The organism is Leadbetterella sp. DM7, from assembly GCF_040829825.2.
Taxonomy (GTDB): Bacteria; Bacteroidota; Bacteroidia; order Cytophagales; family Spirosomataceae; genus Leadbetterella.
Genome location: NZ_JBFOLH020000005.1, coordinates 268,833 through 287,720, shown reverse-complemented (window position 1 = coordinate 287,720; position 18,888 = coordinate 268,833). Strand labels below are relative to the sequence as shown.

Below are 18,888 nucleotides of genomic sequence, written 5' to 3'. Positions count from 1 at the left end.
TGATAGCTGACTGCTCATGGCTATTTCATACGCTTAAAATTAGCTACCCGCTTCCCGGTTTCTCCCATCCGCTTCTTTGAACCCTGACCGGTATTCTTCCTCCTCCTGGCGCTTAAGCTTCCTGATCAATTGTTCTGCTTTGCGATCGCTCATGTAAGGCAATTCATAACAGTCACAGGTAATGTATTCCCAATACCGCCAGAATTTCAAAGGGTTGACAGGAAACCTGCGATAAAGTGCTGTAGTATCTTCCGGATTTTCCAGGCGATAGGTTCTATAATCTCTTTTGGCAAATTCATACCCATTGCTATATTTGAAGCTATTCCCCTCTCCTAAACTTCTGTAACTTGATTTAGTAAATTTGCCGGAGCCGTTGATATACTGACAACCAGGAGACTTTATCCCCTCTTCGCCTGATAGTACGGAAAAGAGGGTACTTGGCCAAAAAAAATTGGAGGTGATTATTAAGATCATAATTAATACGATCCTCTTATCTTTATACTTCATACCACAGCTTTTATGTATTACTACCAACGACAAAATGTCTCAAGCTTGTGGTATTCTTTTTCGCAAGAGAAGAGGAAAAGAAAAGAAAGGAAGAACAAAGTGCGTGCGACGCTCACGGATAATGTAGTTTTTTTCATTTTGTTTATTTGGTTTACAGGCTCAAAATTATTTTCCCTCAAACGGAATTCCTTTGATAATTATCAAAATCGGCGGAAGGAGTTCGGAAAATGCCGGCCTCATGGCTACCGGTTATCCTTCTTTATCCCTACTTCATCAAAATGGATGCGATAAAGTGAATATTTTTTCCGAAATTTGCGCCGAATTTTAACCAAATTCCTGAATGGAAAATAAAATAGACAAAAATTATATCATCGGTTTGCTGCTGATGGTAGTGATGTTCACAGCGTATTCATTTTTCTATAAACCGGAAACTCCCGCTGCCCCCAAAAAGGAGCCTGCACAGGCTTCAGAAACGGTCCCCGCTCCGGCACCGGCCAACCCGCTTTTAGATAGTACCCTGCAAAGTATCGCTGAAAAAGAGATCGTCCTGGAAAACCACGACCTGCGGGTAACCTTCTCCAGCAGAGGCGGGGTGATCAAACAGATAGCGCTCAAAAACTACAAGACCTATACCGATTTTATTCAGCATAAAGACGCCGAGATGGTGCTTTTTGAGGGAACAAAGTCTAATCTCGACTTCGAAATTCCTGTACAAAACGGCACCCTGAAACTCAGCGATATCAATTTTGCCACCGATGCCGTAAACGGTACCGTAGCCGAAGGGCAATCGCAAAACGTGGTATTTACCACACAGATACAAGGCGGAACCCTGCAGAAAATTTATACCCTGAGCGACAAAGGGTTTGAGATACAGCACAATATAAAAACCCAGGGACTGGAGAGCGTGATCCGGAATGCGCCGGTAGTACTGAACTGGGAAAACCATATGCGTGTACTGGAAAACGACCTGAATGAAAACCGGAAGGGCTCGCACATCAATTATTTTGATAAGGAAAATACGTTTGAAACGGTAGGCTCCAACAGCCTGTCGGGCAACACCGAGAATGCCGACCACCCCGTGAAATGGTTCACATTCTACCAGAAGTATTTTACCAGCGGTATTGTTTTTGAGAATTCTTATTTTGAGCATGCCCGGTTCAGCCTGGAAACCCCGCTTCAGGACTCCACTACGGTAAAAATTGCGAAAGCCAGTGCCGAAATCCCGTATGCCGACCTGATCGGGAATAAGGCGCAGTTCAAATACTATTTCGGCCCCAATGAGCTGGCCGACCTGAAGGCAGTAGGCAACGACTTCCAGAAGAACCTTTACCTGGGATACGACATTGTGAAACCCATTAACCGGTATGTTTTTGTGCCGCTCTTTACCTGGGTAGAGTCTTTTGTATCCAATTACGGGCTGCTGATCATTGTGGTGGTACTGATCATCAAGCTGGTACTGACGCCGCTGATCTACAAGTCGTACATGAGCTCGGCAAAGATGCGGGTGCTGGCGCCGGAAATCAACGCCATCAAAGAGCGCGTGGGCGATGATGCCGTTAAGGTGCAGCAGGAAACCATGAAGCTCTACCAGCAGGTAGGAGTCAACCCGCTCAGCGGCTGTATACCGCTGCTGCTGCAGATGCCTATCCTGATGTCGGTCTTCTTCCTGTTCCCTAACCTGGTGATGTTCCGCCAGAAGGAGTTCCTGTGGGCCAAAGACCTTTCTACGTACGATAACCTGATCCACTGGGGCTTTAATATACCCGTGCTGGGCAATCACCTGAGCCTGTTTGTGGTTTTAATGACGCTTTCCAGCCTGGCGTTTACCTATTATAACAACCAGAATACGCCAGACCAGCCGGGTCCGGTAGATATGAAGAAGATCTCGTATATCTTCCCGGTGGTTTTCATGTTTGTACTGAACAGCTTCCCCGCCGCGCTGAGCTTTTATTACCTGATCTCTAACCTGATCACCATTGCCCAGCAGCTGATTGTGAAGCGTTTTGTGAACGAGGAGAAGATTCTTTCCATCCTCGAAAACAACAAACGGAATTACCATACGCGGCCCCAGAAGAAGAATAAATTCAGCGATTTCCTGGAAAAGCAAATGCAGGCTTCAGAGGAGATGAAACGAAAAAGCGACGAGCTGAAAAAGGGGCAGCAACAGAAAAGAAAAAAATAATTCGTAAATTGGGCTGCTTTTGCAGCCCATATTTTTTTCAACCAACTCAATTTAGATGAAAAGGTCGCTCTTATTCTTATTACTTTGCTCCGGGAAGCTTTTCGCTCAACTTTCTGATCAACAATTTCTTACTACATACAAAGAAGGAGTAAGCCTGTTTGAAGAGGCCCGCTATGAGGAGGCTTTCAATAAACTATCTGTTCTGACTACCCGTAACCACAACAACGCCGTGGCACCTTATGCCTATCTGTATGCCGCCCAGGCAGCTGAAAAGAAAGGCAATAAGTACCAGGCGAAAATCCTGTACCGGAACCTGATGACGTATTATCCTGACTGGGATAAGATAGACGAAGCAAAAATCCTCTATGCCCGCATCAACCTGGAAGACGGCTACTACGAGGAAGGCCTGAAGGCCCTTCATGAAGTAGAGAACAAGGCGCTTAACCCGCTGAAGATGCGGGTGATGGAAGACTATATCAAAAATGTAAAGACCATATCGGCACTTAAAAGCCTGTATAACAAGTATCCGAATTACAAGCCTATTGCCCGTGCCCTGGTAGATAAGATCCAGGCAAACCGGTACAATACCAAAGCCGACCTGGAGCTCTCCGATATGCTGACCAACCGTTTCGGATTGCTGGAAACGGAAAAGCCGGGCAGTACTTCAGCCGGCAATAAAAAACCTTCGGGCAGTGTGCTGAACTTCGGCCTTCTTCTTCCTTTCGAGCTCAGCAATGCAGATCCGGCCACATCACCGTTCCGGTATATATATGACCTCTATGCCGGCATGACGATCGCCACAGAGAAGCTGAATGCCGAAGGAGTAGCGGTCAGCTTACATACGTACGACATCCGGAGCGATGCCCAGGCCTTCAAAGCCGCAGAGAAGAAAACCGGGTTTTCTGAACTCGACGTGGTAATAGGCCCGCTTTATCCTGCTCCGAATACCCTGACCCAGAAGTTTGTCAACGATCACGATGTGATCCATATTCACCCTACTTCCAATAATCTTGCGCTGCTGACCGCGTCTAAAAACGCCTACCTGATGCAGCCTTCACACGCCCAGCAGGCCAAAAAAGCACTGGATTATGCCGCTTCAGCCGGTTTACCGAAAACCGTCAGCGTATATTACGGGGAGGCCCGGAAGGATTCGCTGTTTGCACAGATTTATGCATCAGAAGCCCGGAAAAGAGGCTATACCGTAACGGAGGTCCGGAAATTTACCGGTCAGAAGCTACCTCCCCAGAAAGGACACGTTTTCCTGGCTGCCGACAATAACCTGGGAGTAAGGTTCCTGCAAAGCGTGGCCATGAACGATTTAAACTGCGAGGTTATACTTACCGCCAGCTCTTTTAACTGGGACCGGCTCAATACCTCGTCTTTTACCGATAAGGTGGCATTGATTTACCCCGAATACGTTAACCGGGACCGGGAGACTGTAAAAGAGTTTGAAAAGAATTACTTCGACAAAACCGCCGCTCTTCCCTCCTACTACAGCTACCTGGGCTATGACATTATTTATTATTTCGGTTCTATGCTGAAAGATGGCTCCGGTGCATTTCAAAAGCATATTGAACAGGGAGAATATGTAGATGAATACCTGCTGAGCGGGTATGATTTCAGCAATAAAATAAAGCAAAACGATATTGTACCGATTGTGAAGTTCAGAGACCACAATTTTGAAGAAGTATACCGATGATCCGTAAACCCAAAAACAGCGAAAAAGCCTTTGAAGAGGCCGTAAAATATATCCCTGGAGGAGTAAATTCTCCTGTAAGAGCTTTCAAATCGGTTGGCGGGACACCGCGCTTTATCAAACGCGCCAAAGGAGCTTACCTGACCGATGAGGATAACAACAGATACATTGACCTGATCGGCTCGTGGGGGCCGATGATCCTGGGCCATGCCTTTGCACCGGTAGAGAATGCCGTACGAAAAGCCATCCGCTCTTCTTTTTCTTTTGGTGCCCCTACCGTGAAAGAGGTAGAAATGGCCCGGCTGATCACCGACCTGATGCCTTCAGTAGAAATGGTACGGATGGTGAATTCAGGCACGGAGGCCACCATGTCGGCCATCCGCCTGGCAAGAGCCTATACCGGCAGGAACAAGATCATCAAGTTTGAAGGATGCTATCACGGCCACGGCGACGCTTTCCTGATCTCGGCCGGCAGCGGCGCCTTAAGCCTGGGTGTGCCTGACAGTCCCGGCATTACGCCTTCTACCCTTCAGGATACCCTTACAGCTCCCTACAACAACCTGGAAGCCGTAAAAGCACTGGTTAACAGCCACAAGGGGCAGATCGCCGCCCTGATCATCGAACCGGTAGTGGGGAACATGGGCTGTGTACTGCCGGCTGATGGCTACCTGCAGGCCCTGCGGGATATTTGTACACAGGAAGGCATCCTCTATATCTTTGATGAGGTGATGACGGGCTTCCGGCTGGCGCCGGGCGGTGCGCAGGAGCGCTTCGGCATACAGCCTGACCTTACCACCCTGGGCAAGATCATTGGCGGCGGCATGCCCGTAGGCGCGTACGGTGGCAAAAAGGAAATCATGCAGATGGTGGCACCGTCGGGCCCCATGTACCAGGCCGGCACGTTATCGGGGAACCCCATTGCCATGTCGGCCGGGCTTGCCATGCTGAAGCACCTGAAGAAACACCCCGAGGTGTATGAGCAGCTGGAAGAAACCGGGCAATATATAGCAGAAGGCCTGCGAAAATCAGTAGCTGAGCTGGGTCTTGGCTATACTGTCAACCAGGTTGGCTCCATGTACAGCCTCTTCTTTACCCCGGAAAAGGTAATTGATTATACAACGGCTAAAACGGCTGATACGGCCAAATTCGGAAAGTATTTTCACGGTATGCTGCAGCGGGGAGTATACCTGGCGCCTTCCCAGTTTGAATCGTTGTTTCTTTCGGCGAAGATCGACCGTAAGCTGGCCAACAAGATCCTGCGGGCCAGTCACGACACGCTGGCGTCACTGGCAGAAGATTGAGAAAAAAATAAACGGGGGAAAGCGCTCTCAGGCTCTTTTCCCCTGACCCGCACCTGCCAGAACGATTTCAGGAAACCGGAGCCGTAGCCCACAAACTGGGTGATAACGGCCCGAAGCGACATTATCCCGATCTTCACACTTTTATTCTGCACGGAACTCACCAGGAAACAAACGGCAAAATAAAATACATAAAGCATAAGCAGCCCGGGCCGGCCCATCAGCAAAGCCGCAAGGGCAAGCACCGCTCCGGCCAGGAAGGCCGACGGGAAGAAATACGTAATCTTGGCGTATTCCGGGTGCCAGTGGTCGAGTATGGGCCGTACCTTCCCGAATTTATTGACCTGGGTATAGAACCTGCCCCAGTCGATCCGCCGCTTGTGATACACCGATACATTTTTAAAAAGGCGGGTTTCAAATCCCAGCTTCCATAAGCGGATAGCCAGGTCAGGGTCCTCGCCGGGATGAATTCTGCCGAATCCGCCGGAGGCCCTGAATGCTTTTTCGGATAACCCCATATTAAAGCTCCGGGGCTGGAATTTCCCCAGCTTCTCAGAGCCGCCCCTTACTCCGCCGGTAGTGAGTACTGAGGTCATGGCAAAGTTAATGGCCTTCTGAACATCGGTAAAGCTATCCAAAGCGGTATCGGTGCCCCCGAAGCAATCTGCGTAATCTGCCTGCAATGCGCTGTCTACCCCGGCCATATACGTTGGCGGGAGGATACAGTCGGAGTCGAGGATCAGGAAATAATTCCCGGTGGCCATCCGCATCCCGTAATTCCGGGAATCGCCGGGCCCGGAGTTGTTTTTATAGTAATAGCGGATATCCAGCCGGCCGGCAAACTGCCGCACCACCTCTTCGCTGCTTAGGGTAGAGCCGTCTTCAACGATCACCACTTCAAAATTACCGGATGTCTGCGCCGCCAGGCTTTCCAATAGCTCCCGGGTCTCATCTGGCCGGTTAAATACCGGAACCACTACAGAATATTTCAATAGAATGCTCATTATACGAGTAGGCTGTCACAAAGATAGACTACGGCTGCTGCATCCGGCCGCGTACGGCTGTTTTTTTTATCTCCGGCCTCTGGTCTCGCCGGGCACATTCTTATCCAACCTATTCATAATTAATTTCTTAAAACAGGTCAGCTCCCTGAGCCCCTAAAAACTCTTATTTTTTTCTTCGGCGCGTTTGGAAGTTTAGCAAAAGGCCTCTACTTTTGCACCACGATTTCGGAAACGGGGTCGTGACATAAGTGAAAAGTTACGCTATTTTTCGATTTATGGGACCAGCCGGCCCTATCGTCTAGCGGTTAGGACACGTCCCTTTCACGGATGAAACCGGGGTTCGATTCCCCGTAGGGTCACAGGCCAAGGAAAGCGCTGATTTTCAGCGCTTTCTGCTTTTTATGAGAAAAAAATATCGAATACCTGTTAATTCAGATTCCTGTACTCATTAGGCGTTACTCCTGTCTTTTGCTTAAAAAGACGGGTAAAATGGGCAGGATATTTAAAGCCCAGGTCATAGGCAATTTCGCTGATGGATTTATTACCATCAAAAATCCGGCTTTTAGCGGCGTTAATTACTTTTGACTGGATATACTCCTGTGGCGAAACCCCGGTCTCTTTCTTAATTAAATCGCCGAAATAGTTGGCCGATAAATTCAGCTCACCGGCACACCAGGCCACCGTAGGCAAACCAATATTAACGGGCTTATCCGACAAAAAATAGTCATTCATCAGGTCTTCAAACTTCTCCAGAACCCCTTTGTTGATCGTATCCCTTGTTATAAACTGGCGGTCATAAAACCGGGTGCAATAATTCAGAAATAGCTCAATAGTATTTACAACCAGTTGCTTGCTGTGTTTGTCTATAGCGTGATGTAATTCGTTTTCAATTTTAGCAATACACTCCAATATAATTTTTCTTTCCTGCTCGGCTAAATGCAGGGCCTCGTTCACGGCATAGGAGAAAAAATGGTAATTGCTCATATTTTTCCCCAGCGAAGTACCCAATAGCAAATCGGGATGAAATACCAGGGCAATACCTTCCGGCCGATAATAATCCTCAGTGTTCTGGCCAATGACCTGTCCCGGAGCAAGAAATATCAATGTCCCCTCCTCATAATCGTAGTTCCCCAACCCATACCGCAAGTCACCGCAATGTATTTTTTTCAGAAAGATCGTATAAAATTCATAACGCAAACGCCGGTTTCTCCGGGGGGCAGCTTTGTCCAGGTAAACCACACCCGCCAGGGGGTGCAGAGTTTCGTTATGATTAAAGGCATTATACTCCTTTATGCTGCTGAAGTTAACCACACCGTCCATTTTTTTATCTTTATAGTACAAATTTACTAAATCAAACGACGGTTTTTGAGGTTTTAACCGGCAATCAGTAATATTGGTAAGTAATACCGTAATAGGTATAAGCAGGTGTCAATAATTACCGGCAAATTTGCATTGCAGAATATAATCCTACCCGTCATCAAATAATATGAAAATAATGAAATCAATTATAGGATTGCTGATAGCCCTGGCGGGCATGACTAATCCTATAAATGCGCAGGGTATAAAAAGAGCATTAAGTCCAAAAGACCAGAGTACGATTTCCATTGCCGCATGGACCGCAAAAGGAGATTTAGACAAGCTGAAAACAGCCCTGAACACAGGACTTGATGCCGGATTAACCGTCAATCAGATCAAAGAAAGCCTTGTCCACCTCTATGCGTATTGTGGGTTTCCCCGCAGTCTCCGGGGATTGCAAACCTTCATGCAGGTGCTGGATGACCGTAAAGCCAAAGGCCTTACCCATGAAGCGGGTAAAGAGGCATCCCCGGTAAACGACCACCGCACCCGGTATGACCGGGGAAAGGCCAGCCTGGAAAAACTCACAGGTGTTAAGGAACCAGGAACCAAAACGGGTTATGCCGCTTTCGCGCCCGAAATAGAAGTGTTCCTGAAAGAGCATCTGTTTGCCGATCTTTTTGATCGTGATGTGCTGACTTATGCCGAAAGGCAGTTGGTAACCGTATCGGTTCTGGCCGCTATCGGCGGGGTGGAGCCCATGCTGCGTTCTCACTTAAACAATTGCCTGAATGTAGGATTAACCGCTGACCAGTTACAGGAGTTTGTAGCCGTTATTAAATCTGCTATTAGTAAAAAAGAAGCCCGATCAGCACAGAAAATCTTAGATGAAGTAATTAAAAACAGGAAGTAAAATTCAAATTCTTTAAAAATGAAAAACATAATATCGATAGCCGCATTCGCCGTGTCCACAGCCGTAACCGATGGAATCCATGCCCAAACTCAAAGAGTGAACCCTTATACATTGGTGTATGAAGGAGCCATTACCGAAAACATAAAAGGAAAAGTAAACATTCATCCGGTTACCTATAAAATCAAAGACATTACCATCGCTGCCAATGTGTATACACCGCCGGGTTACGACGCTTCCCAAAAATACCCTGCCGTGGTGATTGCACACCCTAACGGAGGGGTAAAGGAGCAGGTGGCCGGCTTATATGCCCAGCGCCTGGCTGAGCAGGGTTACATCACCATCACCGCCGATGCGGCCTACCAGGGGGCCAGCGGCGGGCTGCCGCGCAATGTGGACAAGCCGGAAAACCGCATTGAAGATATACATGGCATGGCAGACTACATTTCGGGGTATAAGGGGGTGGATACCGATAAGCTGGGGGTACTGGGCATTTGCGGTGGCGGTGGTTATACGCTGAAAGCCTCCCAGTCCGACAAACGCTTTAAAGCCGTGGCCACATTAAGCATGTTCAATTCAGGAGAAGTAAGACGCAACGGTTTTATGAACTCCCAGGTTTCCACCATACAGGAGCGGTTAAAACAGGCTTCTGAAGCCCGGGCGGAGGAAGCGGCCGGAGGAAAAGTTCGTTATGTGGGCGGAGGGCCTGCACCTACTGATGAGCAGATTGCCGCCATGCCCTTTGAGATGTACAGAGAGGGAGCTATCTACTATGGACGTACCCACGCCCATCCCAATTCAGGGGCGTACCCCAACTCCGGCGGGGCATACACAGTAAGCAGCCTTCCCGACCTGATGACCTGGGATGCCACTGACCACATAGAACTGATCAACCAGCCCCTGCTGATGATAGCCGGCAGCAAAGCCGATTCAAAATACATGACCGATGAAGCATTTGCCAAAGCAGTCCATGCCAAAAACAAGGAGCTGTTTATCATTGACGGCGCTACGCATATTGAAACCTACTGGAAACCGGAATATGTATCGCAGGCCGTCCATAAATTATTAAACTTTTATAAGACCAACCTTTAAAATGATGAAGCCCAAAAGCACCGTAAAACTATTTCTTCTTGCAGCGTTAACGTTTTCCTGTCGGCCACAGGATCAGGCTGCAAAAGAGCAGGCACAGGAACCTGTTTTTGCCAAAGGTGAAAAAATCACTAACGATAACTTTACCGGAACCGCCTGGTTAAATAACCTGGTTAGTGCTGATAGCCTGAACCAGAATGCCGTGGGAAGTGTCACTTTTGAGCCGGGCGCAAGAACCAAATGGCATTCCCATCCTGCCGGGCAGATTATCCTGGCGCTGGAGGGTGTGGGTTACTACCAGGAAGAAGGAAAGGAAAAAGTAATTATCCGGAAGGGGAAAGTAGTAAAATGCCCGGTAAATGTGCCCCATTGGCACGGAGCAAGCCCTGATACAGCCTTTGTTCAGATCGCTATAACCGGGCGGGAGAAAGGCGAAACGGTCTGGTTACAGGAAGTAACGGAAGAAGAATACCACCAGTAGTTAAAAGATTTAACCTTAAAATATGACAAAGTTCCCATTGAAAAAAAGCATTCTGATGATGCTTTTACTCGCCGGTTTAATGGCCGGCTGTAAATCCAATGCCGACTCGGTTAACCTGGATCGAACCTGGTCTTTTTACAAAGGCGATGAAGCCAGCTCCAGCTACTCTCCGTTAGAGGAAATCAACGTTTCTAATGTAAGCGGCTTAAAAAATGCATGGACTTTTCAAATGAGCGACCTGCCGCAGGGCGAGCAGCCCGTATCCAGCCAGAGTAACCCCATCATAGTGGATGGCATCATGTACGCCAACTCCGGTAAGCAAACGGTCTATGCCATTGATGCCGCTACCGGTAAAGAAATCTGGTCTTGTAAGACACTGGACGAAGGTGTGCCCAGTGCCGCCAGCCGGGGAGTTACGTATTGGGAAAGTAAAGGCGACAAACGGATTTTATATTCTTCCGGAAATTACCTGATGGCTATTGATGCAAAGACCGGGAAGATCATCCCTTCGTTCGGCACCAATGGCCGGGTAAACCTGAATGAAGGCATGAGAGATGATCCTGAAAAAATTTCGGTGACTCTCTCCTCTCCCGGCAGGATATACAAAGATTTAATCATCATCGGGGCCAGAACGCCGGACTCTTATGGAGCACCTCCGGGCTATATCCGGGCCTATCATTGCAAAACCGGTAAACTGGAATGGACCTTCCATACCATTCCGCATCCCGGTGAACCCGGCTATGAAACCTGGCCTCCCGATGCCTACAAATATGCCGGCGGCGTTAACTGCTGGGCAGGCCTGAGCATAGATACCAGGAGAGGTATGGTTTTTCTGGCTCTCGGCTCCCCTTCCTATGACTATTATGCCACTGACAGAAAGGGTGAAAATCTTTTTGGCAACTGCGTGCTGGCATTAGATGCAGCCACCGGTCAATACAAATGGCATTTCCAGACTGTACACCATGACCTGTGGGACTACGACCTGCCGGCCCCGCCCAATTTAGTGACTTTCACCAAAGACGGGAAACAGGTGGATGCCGTAGCCCAGGTCACCAAACAGGGTTTCGTCTTTATCCTTAACCGGGATACCGGAAAGCCCGTCTATCCCGTGGAAGAACGCAAAGTACCCGCTTCCCATATACCGGGCGAAGAAGTCTGGCCCACCCAGCCGTTCCCGGTAAAGCCCAAAGCCTTCGTGAAACAGTTTATGACCGAGGAGGATTTAAATTATTACTCGGATGAAGATCACAAAGCCATTCTGCAGCAATTCCGGTCCGTACGATACGAAGGATTGTTTACACCACCCGATTTAAAAGGAACACTGTCGCTCCCGGCTACCCGTGGAGGGGCCAATTGGGGCGGAGCCGCCTACGACCCGGGTACCGCTCATCTCTACATCAGGGGAAATAACTTACCGGAAATCATAACCATTGTAGACCTCGACAAGCACTTTGCAGCCCGTGACAACTCGGTTTTTGAAACCGGCAGGGTAGCCTATATGCGGCATTGCTCCGCCTGTCATGGGGCAGAGAAAAAGGGGATCCCGCCTACTTTTCCTTCCCTGATAAGCCTGAAAAATAAAATGAGTGAAAAGGAAGCACTCGAAAAAATAAGAATGGGCGGCGGGTCCATGCCTGGCTATAAAGGGGTACTGACCCCGGCCGAAGAGCAGGCGATAACCGCTTTTTTATTTGACAAAAAAGGGGACCAGGCCGGGCCGGTTGCAGAAGTAAAAACAGGAGAAACGAATGCGATCCGATACGGTAACATCACCGGTTACAAAACGTGGGCAGGCCCTTCCGGGAATCCGGCCATGAAAGGCCCCTGGGGTACCTTGAATGCCCTGAATCTTTCCACCGGCGAATACGAATGGCAGATTCCTTTAGGGAACGATGAAAAATTGCAGGAAAAGGGCGGCCCGATCACCGGCTTACTGGGAAGATCAGGCCCGATGGTAACAGCGGGCGGCTTGGTTTTTATTAGCGGTGCCGAAGACAAAAAATTGTGGGCATTTGATAAAACTACCGGCAAAATGGTTTGGGAAACGGAATTGCCTGCAGCTAACAACGCGAATGTTTGTTCTTACTATTTAAATGGCAAACAGTATATTGCTTTATCTGTGGGAGGGACAAAAGAAAACCCCTCAGGTTCAATAATGGCTTTTTCTCTATGATTCCGGGCAAAATTTCAGGGACGTAAATCACAAAAACAATAAAAATTTAATCAAGAGGCACATAGTGATTTACAAATCAAAATTGAATTGAATAATTGATAAATGGTAAAATAGGAAACAAGGAATATTGTTTGATTGCAATTGTACCCTTACCGGGTAATGGAGAACCGCTCACCACCAGATCAACATACAGAGGATTCGACCGGTTGTAAACGTTATAAATGCCCAAACCCAATTGGGTAGGGTGCTTACTTTTAAACGTTCCTGACCGGATCAGCCCCAGGTCAAGCCTATGAAATGCCGGCATTCTTCCGTTATTTCGCTGCCGGTAGATAAACCTTGGACCGCTTCCGTCCTCCGAAAGAATAGCTCCGTAGGGAACGGTGATCGCATGACCTGTCTGGTAAATAAAAGTTGCATTACAGCTAAGTTTCTTAGTCAAATTGTATCTGGCAGATATATTCAGATTGTGTCGGCGATCATATTTCATCGGATACCATTGCCCTTCATTAACTTCGTCAAACCGGAGTTCACTCCGGGACACAGTATAGGACAACCTTCCTTTCAACTTACCCGAGTTTCTTTCAGCCATTATTTCCAGTCCTGATCCTCTTCCCACTCCGTCTTTTGAAACTATATCATCCCAGGGCTTTGCAAGCAGGCCAGTAAAATTTGTTCCATCCGGGTAATCGATCATATGGCTCAATGTCTTTCTATAATATTCCAGTGAGAATTCAAGGTTGGGTCCGACCAAACTCCGACTGAGGCCTACAGACCATTGCTCTGCCCTTGATGGAGGTACCCGTTGAATTGATGGCAACCATGCGTCATAACCAAACCCATAACCGTTATTGACCAACAGGTGCAGATATTGATTCATTACTGTTGCACTTGCAGTAAGTTTCCAATTGTCATCTGGAACCCAACCAATCCCTGCACGTGGCTCCGGGTTTCTAAATGTTACACCGTTAACTTCATAGCTTGTAAATCGCCCTCCCACATTAAGGTTTATCTTTTTAGTAAGCTTAATATCTGTATCAACAAAAGCATCTGCCTGCATAGCCATAATTTTTTCATTCTCAGCCTTCGTCTGATCCTGCTCATAATTGGTCAAGGTACTGAAAGGTTGAAAGAAATGCCGCGTCATTTCAACTCCCAGCTTCATTTCTACTGCCCTGTGTGGGAAGTAGTCCAATTGAAGCTTTCCTCCAAAATCGGTAACCCGTGTCTGAGTGTGGCGAAACAATTTTACTGGATTCCCATCTTGATCGATATCACTTAAATCATTTGTAAATTCACTTGTATACCTTGAAAATATCAGCGCTGCACGCAAAAAAAATCTGGTATTCATCATTTTGCTATACCGCAAAGTACTGGTTGCATTGCCCCAGTTATTGCCGGTAGAAGTCGACGTCTCTTTATTGATATTTACCCGCCAGTCATCATATTTAAACCTGTCATAACCACTGTAAAAACTAAGAAAAAGCTGATCGGTTTTACTTAGCTGGTAGTTAATTTTTGCATTTAGATCATAAAAAAAGTAGGTATAATCCGAACCAAACCCGTTAGTTTGCCTTTTCCGTTTAAGCAAATGACTTAATCCCAGGTTCGAAATACGGCCAGAGACGATAAAAGAAGCTCTATTTTTAATAATAGGCCCTTCAAGAGTCAGACTTTGGTTTAGTAATCCCAAACCTACCTCTCCCCCAAATTTTTGATTGTTGCCCTCCTTCATCGACAGGCCAATAACAGAAGAAAGACGGCCGCCGTAACGAGCAGGAAACGAACCCTTATATAATTCGGCGCTTTTCAAAGAAGCGGTATTGAACACCGAGAAAAAGCCACCCAAATGCATCACATTATACACGGGCACTTCATCAAGTAAAATCAGATTCTGGTCCGGAGTACCTCCACGGACATACAACCCTGCACTCCCCTCAGTTCCGGTAGAAACGCCAGGTGTAAAAGAGAAGGCCTTTAATACATCTGATTCTCCCAGTAAAGTTGGCATACTACGTACTTCACCAATCGGCAATCTAACCGGATTGCCAGAAATATACCGGGGTCGATTTGCCTGAATAATTATTTCTTCTAATTCACAAGACCGCTCCAGACGAATATCCAACGCCTTATTAATATGCTGCTCATCTATTGTAATATAAACAGGGGAGTAACCCACGTAACTAAACTTTAGCAATCCCGGCCCTGGCAAGGTAAGGCTGAAAAAACCATAAATATTAGTAAAAGCCCCCCGCTGTGAAAGACTGTCCCACACAATCACTCCACTCATCAGTTCTCCGCTTGCAGCATCCCTGACCTGTCCACTGGTACTGACCTGTTGTGCATAACTCCTGTAAAAGGTGCTCGCAGCCAATGTAAAATATAATATACAAGCAACCCTTTTCATTTACTTTAATTCAATCTGTTGCAAGTTCATGCCATATACCATTCCATATCCATTCTCAATATTGCTGTATGCCATCTGTAAAGGAACAACGAGGTGATCCAGGCCTCCCGGTTGGTTCCCCTCAATTTGGTTATAAACAAACCATCCTTCTGTAATTGACGCGACAAGCATAGTTAATTGATAAGCTCTTTCGTACTCGCCCTTGCTATTGGGTAATTTTGAAAAATTGCCACTCGCTACTGAAAAGTTAAGCGGCCGATTTTTTACCACGCAAGAGCCATTTATCAGAAAGAGATTCCCAAACTTTTTTTCAGGATCTGTAGCCCATGCGTGACAATCCTCTTCATTTGCTATAATATTATCAGCAGTAGGCCAGTTAGTCGGAAGGGCAACTTCCTGAAATGATGCCAAAAAGCCAACAGCTACATAGGAATTTACAATCTGATCATTAGGTTCAAAATATAAACTTATCAAATCCTGTGGCACTAATGGCAGCTTTGTACCGGGTACGTCTTTCGTAAGAATATATGTAAGTTTGGGAATACTTTCCGGGATTTTAACCGGGGCAGATATTGCTGTTGGAAAACCGGTAGCTTCTGCTTTGATCATGTAAATCTCACCCGCCCGAATAAGACTGTCTGAAACATATACTCCTTCTTCATGGGACGAATGCGATAAGTGTACGTAAAATGATCCGTTTTTATACAAGCTAACATTGGCCATTGTAACCGCTATTTGACCAGGGATAGCTCCCACGGCAGGAAAAGTTCTCCCTATCTTTATCTTTATCGGTTTTCCGGCTTGTAGCCGTCCCCATATAACCAGCTTATCTCCCTCATAAGCAAGCGGAATGGTCACTTCACGTCCCCTGCAAGCGTATAGAAATAAAAGGGAAACAATCTGAATATAAATTACTTTTCTGCCTGCCATTATCATTAAGCCACTATAATATTCAATCCTACAAATTAATAGTATGTCAAGCGAATAAACGGCAGGGGGATCTCCCCCTGCTGTCTACTACAATTTTTAAAATTCTCAGATTTTCATCACCTCTAAAAATAAAAAGATGTGATGCTTGGATCACCTGATCCACCTTGAAATTGCCCACTACCGTAAGTATAACGCCAGGTCAGATCAAGGTTATACAGCTCGTCGACAAACATAGAGATTTCTTCCTCGTTATATCCGCTACGAGAGCCATAAAAAGGTATCACGTCACCTCGCTTCTGGTAAAGTCCCTCTGCATAAAAATACATGTAATAACAACTTGTATTACTCCATCCTATCCAGTTTTTCTTTTGATATCGCATTTTTACCTGTAAAGAGATATAGACAACCGAATAATGCCTTACGAATTCTCCGACTATTCTGCGCTTATCGTTGTAAGGATCATCTAGTACGCCAAGCTGAATAGCTCCTATACGACCATTTTTAATGAATTCAGCCTCCGTTTTTTCATAAGATGCACCTTCCATAAAAGGATTCTGTAGAAATTTTCCCAGGATATCTTTCCGATTTAAGACGGAAATATAAGCCACGCCTTTCTGCCCGATTTGATAAACTACATTGTCCCCGTTTTAGCTGCTATGGGCTCCTTAACAACGACCTCCTCGGTACGGCAAGAAATAATTAGAAGGCCCAGAAAAACAAAAAGAAATAATTTGTTCATAATTTTACACAAGTTTAGATTGTTTGACAATTTATACGACGCCCTGTCACCTGTCCTTCCAAAAACTGTGACGGGGCTTTTCTTAATTTCTTAACTGAGATGAAATGCCAGTTATATACCGGAAAACTTCATTTTCAGTTATCCCCTTCTGCTTTATTTCATGGTGCCCGGATTGATCTTAAAAAGATAATCTCGTGAAAGATCTCTTTTATCAGGGCAAATGTGCGTCCATACTGATACAGGTATATATCAAACGATACAGGAAGTTCATGGAGCCTTTCTTTACGGCCTTTATACCTGCATTTTCTATTTCATAGGTGTTTAAAGTTCCAGAGCACTCCGGTGAGGATCCTATATCGGAGTGAAATTGCAGTCGTACCAAGGCACGGTTTTTTATCTCAGACATATTTAATGCCTTTATCTGTTGAATGAATGTATATTCTAAATTTCTTTTCATGTGTTCTCATTAGCATGGCTAAATATATTTAACAGGAAAGGGGAATCCAAACGTTTGCAGTGATCAGCAGGGCTTTTGCAGTGAAAGTATAAAAAAAGATGTGAATGGTCGTTTACTGCATAGTACCCGGTATTCAAAAAGTGTGTTTAGGCCTGATTTCAATTTCCCAGTCTCCGCATCATTTTCTCAAAGTTGGGTGTACCTATGTTTTTTGCACATTTCTATCAAATTATTAAAGTTAGTATTGCTCTCTGTTTTAATGGGCGAGTTCTCCAGAGCATTAAAACATGTTGGATACTTTACCATAATCAATGGCGTTGAGCCCATTGTAAAAAGGACATTTCACCTTGCCGCTTTTATTAATTCTTCGTGTAAAAGTGAAGAATTCGGATGTGGGGCAGAATCATTACTGATCTTTCCGGTTCTGTCAACGATCATATATCTTGGAATCGCCCTGATATGATATTTTTGCGAAATTAAGGTGACATCTGCGTCTAATAACAAATAACTATCCTCATCAGGTAATTGTTCTTTTCGGGATATTTTAGCCCAGGCTTTTACGTTTTTATCTTTCGATATATATATCACCCTTCCGCCGCCGGAACTCATTTCATTGGCTAACTTTCTCGTGTACGGAAGGTTTAATCTGCAACCTCCGCACCACGTAGCCCAAAAATCAATATACCCGATTCCTCCTGATTTCAAAAGTGTATCCCAGCTCACAAACTCTTTCGTTTTTAAATTATACAACAACGATTCTTTTGAAAAGTTGTACGTTGGCTTTGTGAACTCCAGGCCACTCCCTCCATAATCTCCGTACTCATCGGCTACGTATTTTTTCAAGACTTCTGACTCTGCGGTCGACAGGTAATCGTCTACCAGTTCACCCAGTTCTAAAGAGGAATAAGCTCTGCTGATTGTCTTATAAAGTAGAAAATCACGGGTACTTCCTGTGTAAGCAGATTTAATTTTTGAATAAACAGAGGTATAAGTCCCTTCTTCTAATTTTAATGCAAATGCGAGTGCTTCCTGAAGATAAATGTTTTCGTCGTCTTTGAGGCTTAGTAAAGAATCTATAAAACTCTTAGCGCCAGGATTTAACAACAGTTCCATATTTAATATTCCATCTATTTGGCAATGGTCTAAAAAATCATAATACTGCCTGTATTTCAATATCTTTCTAAGTTGACTTTCGTATTCTTCAGAAACAGGATGCGTAATTTTATATTCTTCCAGAAAATAAAGACGTTTGCTATAAAGGTCCAGAACCGTATTGAGTAACGAATCTGCATTTTTCCTTTTATGAGGAATATAGGTCAGAGTACCCTCGAAATTGCCTAAAGACTTTTGCATTTCCGGGAAAAAATCCAGTTCATTTTTCCTTATTTTATCTGTAGTTACTGCAGCCAAACCATTATTTCCCCATTCTAAAACAACTTTTTCGCCATGATTTATAAGGAATGTATTATAGGTATACTTGTTTTCCTGATTTAACCAGCCCATTACGATTCCTGAAGACGTAGTACTTTCGATATGAATAGTATCATATTTCTTTCGTGTGGAATAAAAGCCAAGAGAAAATTCAGGTGTTATTCTGAATTGAATATTTAAAGTTTTCTCTTTCGGGTTTATGATAATAATAGTAGATTCCTTACTTTCTTTTACCTCAGAAGCGTATAAATTACTGAAAACCGTTAAAAGGATGAATACTATTTTCAT

14 protein-coding genes and 1 tRNA gene are annotated in these 18,888 nt (G+C 45.6%); 8 read left to right on the top strand and 7 right to left on the bottom strand.

The features are described from left to right. Positions 1 to 39: 39 nt before the first annotated feature. Complete coding sequence (locus AB2U10_RS08625) at positions 40 to 507, bottom strand: hypothetical protein (RefSeq protein WP_367914924.1); 468 nt, start codon at positions 505 to 507, stop codon at positions 40 to 42. A 340-nt stretch (positions 508 to 847) separates the two neighbouring features. On the opposite strand from AB2U10_RS08625, the gene yidC reads away from it, so the two are divergent. From yidC to hemL, 3 genes are read left to right on the top strand one after another with little or no spacing between them, the layout of a single operon-like run. Continuing rightward, complete coding sequence (gene yidC, locus AB2U10_RS08620) at positions 848 to 2,689, top strand: membrane protein insertase YidC (protein ID WP_367914923.1); 1,842 nt, start codon at positions 848 to 850, stop codon at positions 2,687 to 2,689. 55 nt (positions 2,690 to 2,744) lie between these two features. Next, on the top strand, positions 2,745 to 4,388 hold the full coding sequence (locus tag AB2U10_RS08615) for a hypothetical protein (RefSeq protein ID WP_367914922.1): 1,644 nt from the start codon (positions 2,745 to 2,747) through the stop codon (positions 4,386 to 4,388). After that, complete coding sequence (gene hemL / locus AB2U10_RS08610; protein ID WP_367914921.1) at positions 4,385 to 5,686, top strand: glutamate-1-semialdehyde 2,1-aminomutase; 1,302 nt, start codon at positions 4,385 to 4,387, stop codon at positions 5,684 to 5,686. The genes AB2U10_RS08615 and hemL overlap by 4 nt, the downstream gene beginning before the upstream one ends. Here hemL and AB2U10_RS08605 read toward each other — a convergent pair. Further along, positions 5,653 to 6,675, bottom strand: a complete 1,023-nt coding sequence (locus AB2U10_RS08605; protein WP_367914920.1) for a glycosyltransferase family 2 protein — start codon at positions 6,673 to 6,675, stop codon at positions 5,653 to 5,655. The two genes, hemL and AB2U10_RS08605, sit on opposite strands and share 34 nt — an antisense overlap. Before the next feature lie 299 nt (positions 6,676 to 6,974). Here AB2U10_RS08605 and AB2U10_RS08600 point away from each other — a divergent pair. After that, positions 6,975 to 7,046, top strand: a tRNA-Glu gene (locus AB2U10_RS08600). Positions 7,047 to 7,113: 67 nt separating this feature from the next. Here AB2U10_RS08600 and AB2U10_RS08595 read toward each other — a convergent pair. Beyond that, positions 7,114 to 8,007 (bottom strand): helix-turn-helix domain-containing protein, encoded by an 894-nt coding sequence (locus tag AB2U10_RS08595; RefSeq protein WP_367914919.1) that lies wholly within the window; start codon positions 8,005 to 8,007, stop codon positions 7,114 to 7,116. A gap of 175 nt (positions 8,008 to 8,182) precedes the next feature. On the opposite strand from AB2U10_RS08595, the gene AB2U10_RS08590 reads away from it, so the two are divergent. The 4 genes from AB2U10_RS08590 to AB2U10_RS08575 are packed head-to-tail and all read left to right on the top strand — an operon-like array spanning position 8,183 to position 12,636. After that, entirely contained in the window at positions 8,183 to 8,896 is a 714-nt protein-coding gene (locus tag AB2U10_RS08590; protein ID WP_367914918.1) for a carboxymuconolactone decarboxylase family protein, read from the top strand. 18 nt (positions 8,897 to 8,914) lie between these two features. Continuing rightward, a complete protein-coding gene (locus AB2U10_RS08585; protein WP_367914917.1) occupies positions 8,915 to 9,985 on the top strand; it encodes an alpha/beta hydrolase in 1,071 nt (356 codons plus the stop codon). 1 nt (position 9,986) lies between these two features. Next, the gene (locus tag AB2U10_RS08580; RefSeq protein WP_367914916.1) at positions 9,987 to 10,463 is read left to right on the top strand and encodes a cupin domain-containing protein; all 477 of its coding nucleotides are present in this window, start codon (positions 9,987 to 9,989) and stop codon (positions 10,461 to 10,463) included. Positions 10,464 to 10,518: 55 nt separating this feature from the next. Then, positions 10,519 to 12,636, top strand: a complete 2,118-nt coding sequence (locus tag AB2U10_RS08575) for an outer membrane protein assembly factor BamB family protein (protein WP_367914915.1) — start codon at positions 10,519 to 10,521, stop codon at positions 12,634 to 12,636. Between the two features lie 76 nt (positions 12,637 to 12,712). Here AB2U10_RS08575 and AB2U10_RS08570 read toward each other — a convergent pair whose 3' ends face one another. The 4 genes from AB2U10_RS08570 to AB2U10_RS08555 form a co-directional block, all read right to left on the bottom strand. Next, positions 12,713 to 15,043, bottom strand: a complete 2,331-nt coding sequence (locus tag AB2U10_RS08570) for a TonB-dependent receptor (protein WP_367914914.1) — start codon at positions 15,041 to 15,043, stop codon at positions 12,713 to 12,715. Further along, a complete protein-coding gene (locus tag AB2U10_RS08565; RefSeq protein WP_367914913.1) occupies positions 15,044 to 15,973 on the bottom strand; it encodes a DUF4249 domain-containing protein in 930 nt (309 codons plus the stop codon). It abuts the gene before it with no gap. A gap of 122 nt (positions 15,974 to 16,095) precedes the next feature. Then, positions 16,096 to 16,518 (bottom strand): hypothetical protein, encoded by a 423-nt coding sequence (locus AB2U10_RS08560; protein ID WP_367914912.1) that lies wholly within the window; start codon positions 16,516 to 16,518, stop codon positions 16,096 to 16,098. A 993-nt stretch (positions 16,519 to 17,511) separates the two neighbouring features. Then, on the bottom strand, positions 17,512 to 18,888 hold the full coding sequence (locus AB2U10_RS08555; RefSeq protein WP_367914911.1) for a TlpA family protein disulfide reductase: 1,377 nt from the start codon (positions 18,886 to 18,888) through the stop codon (positions 17,512 to 17,514).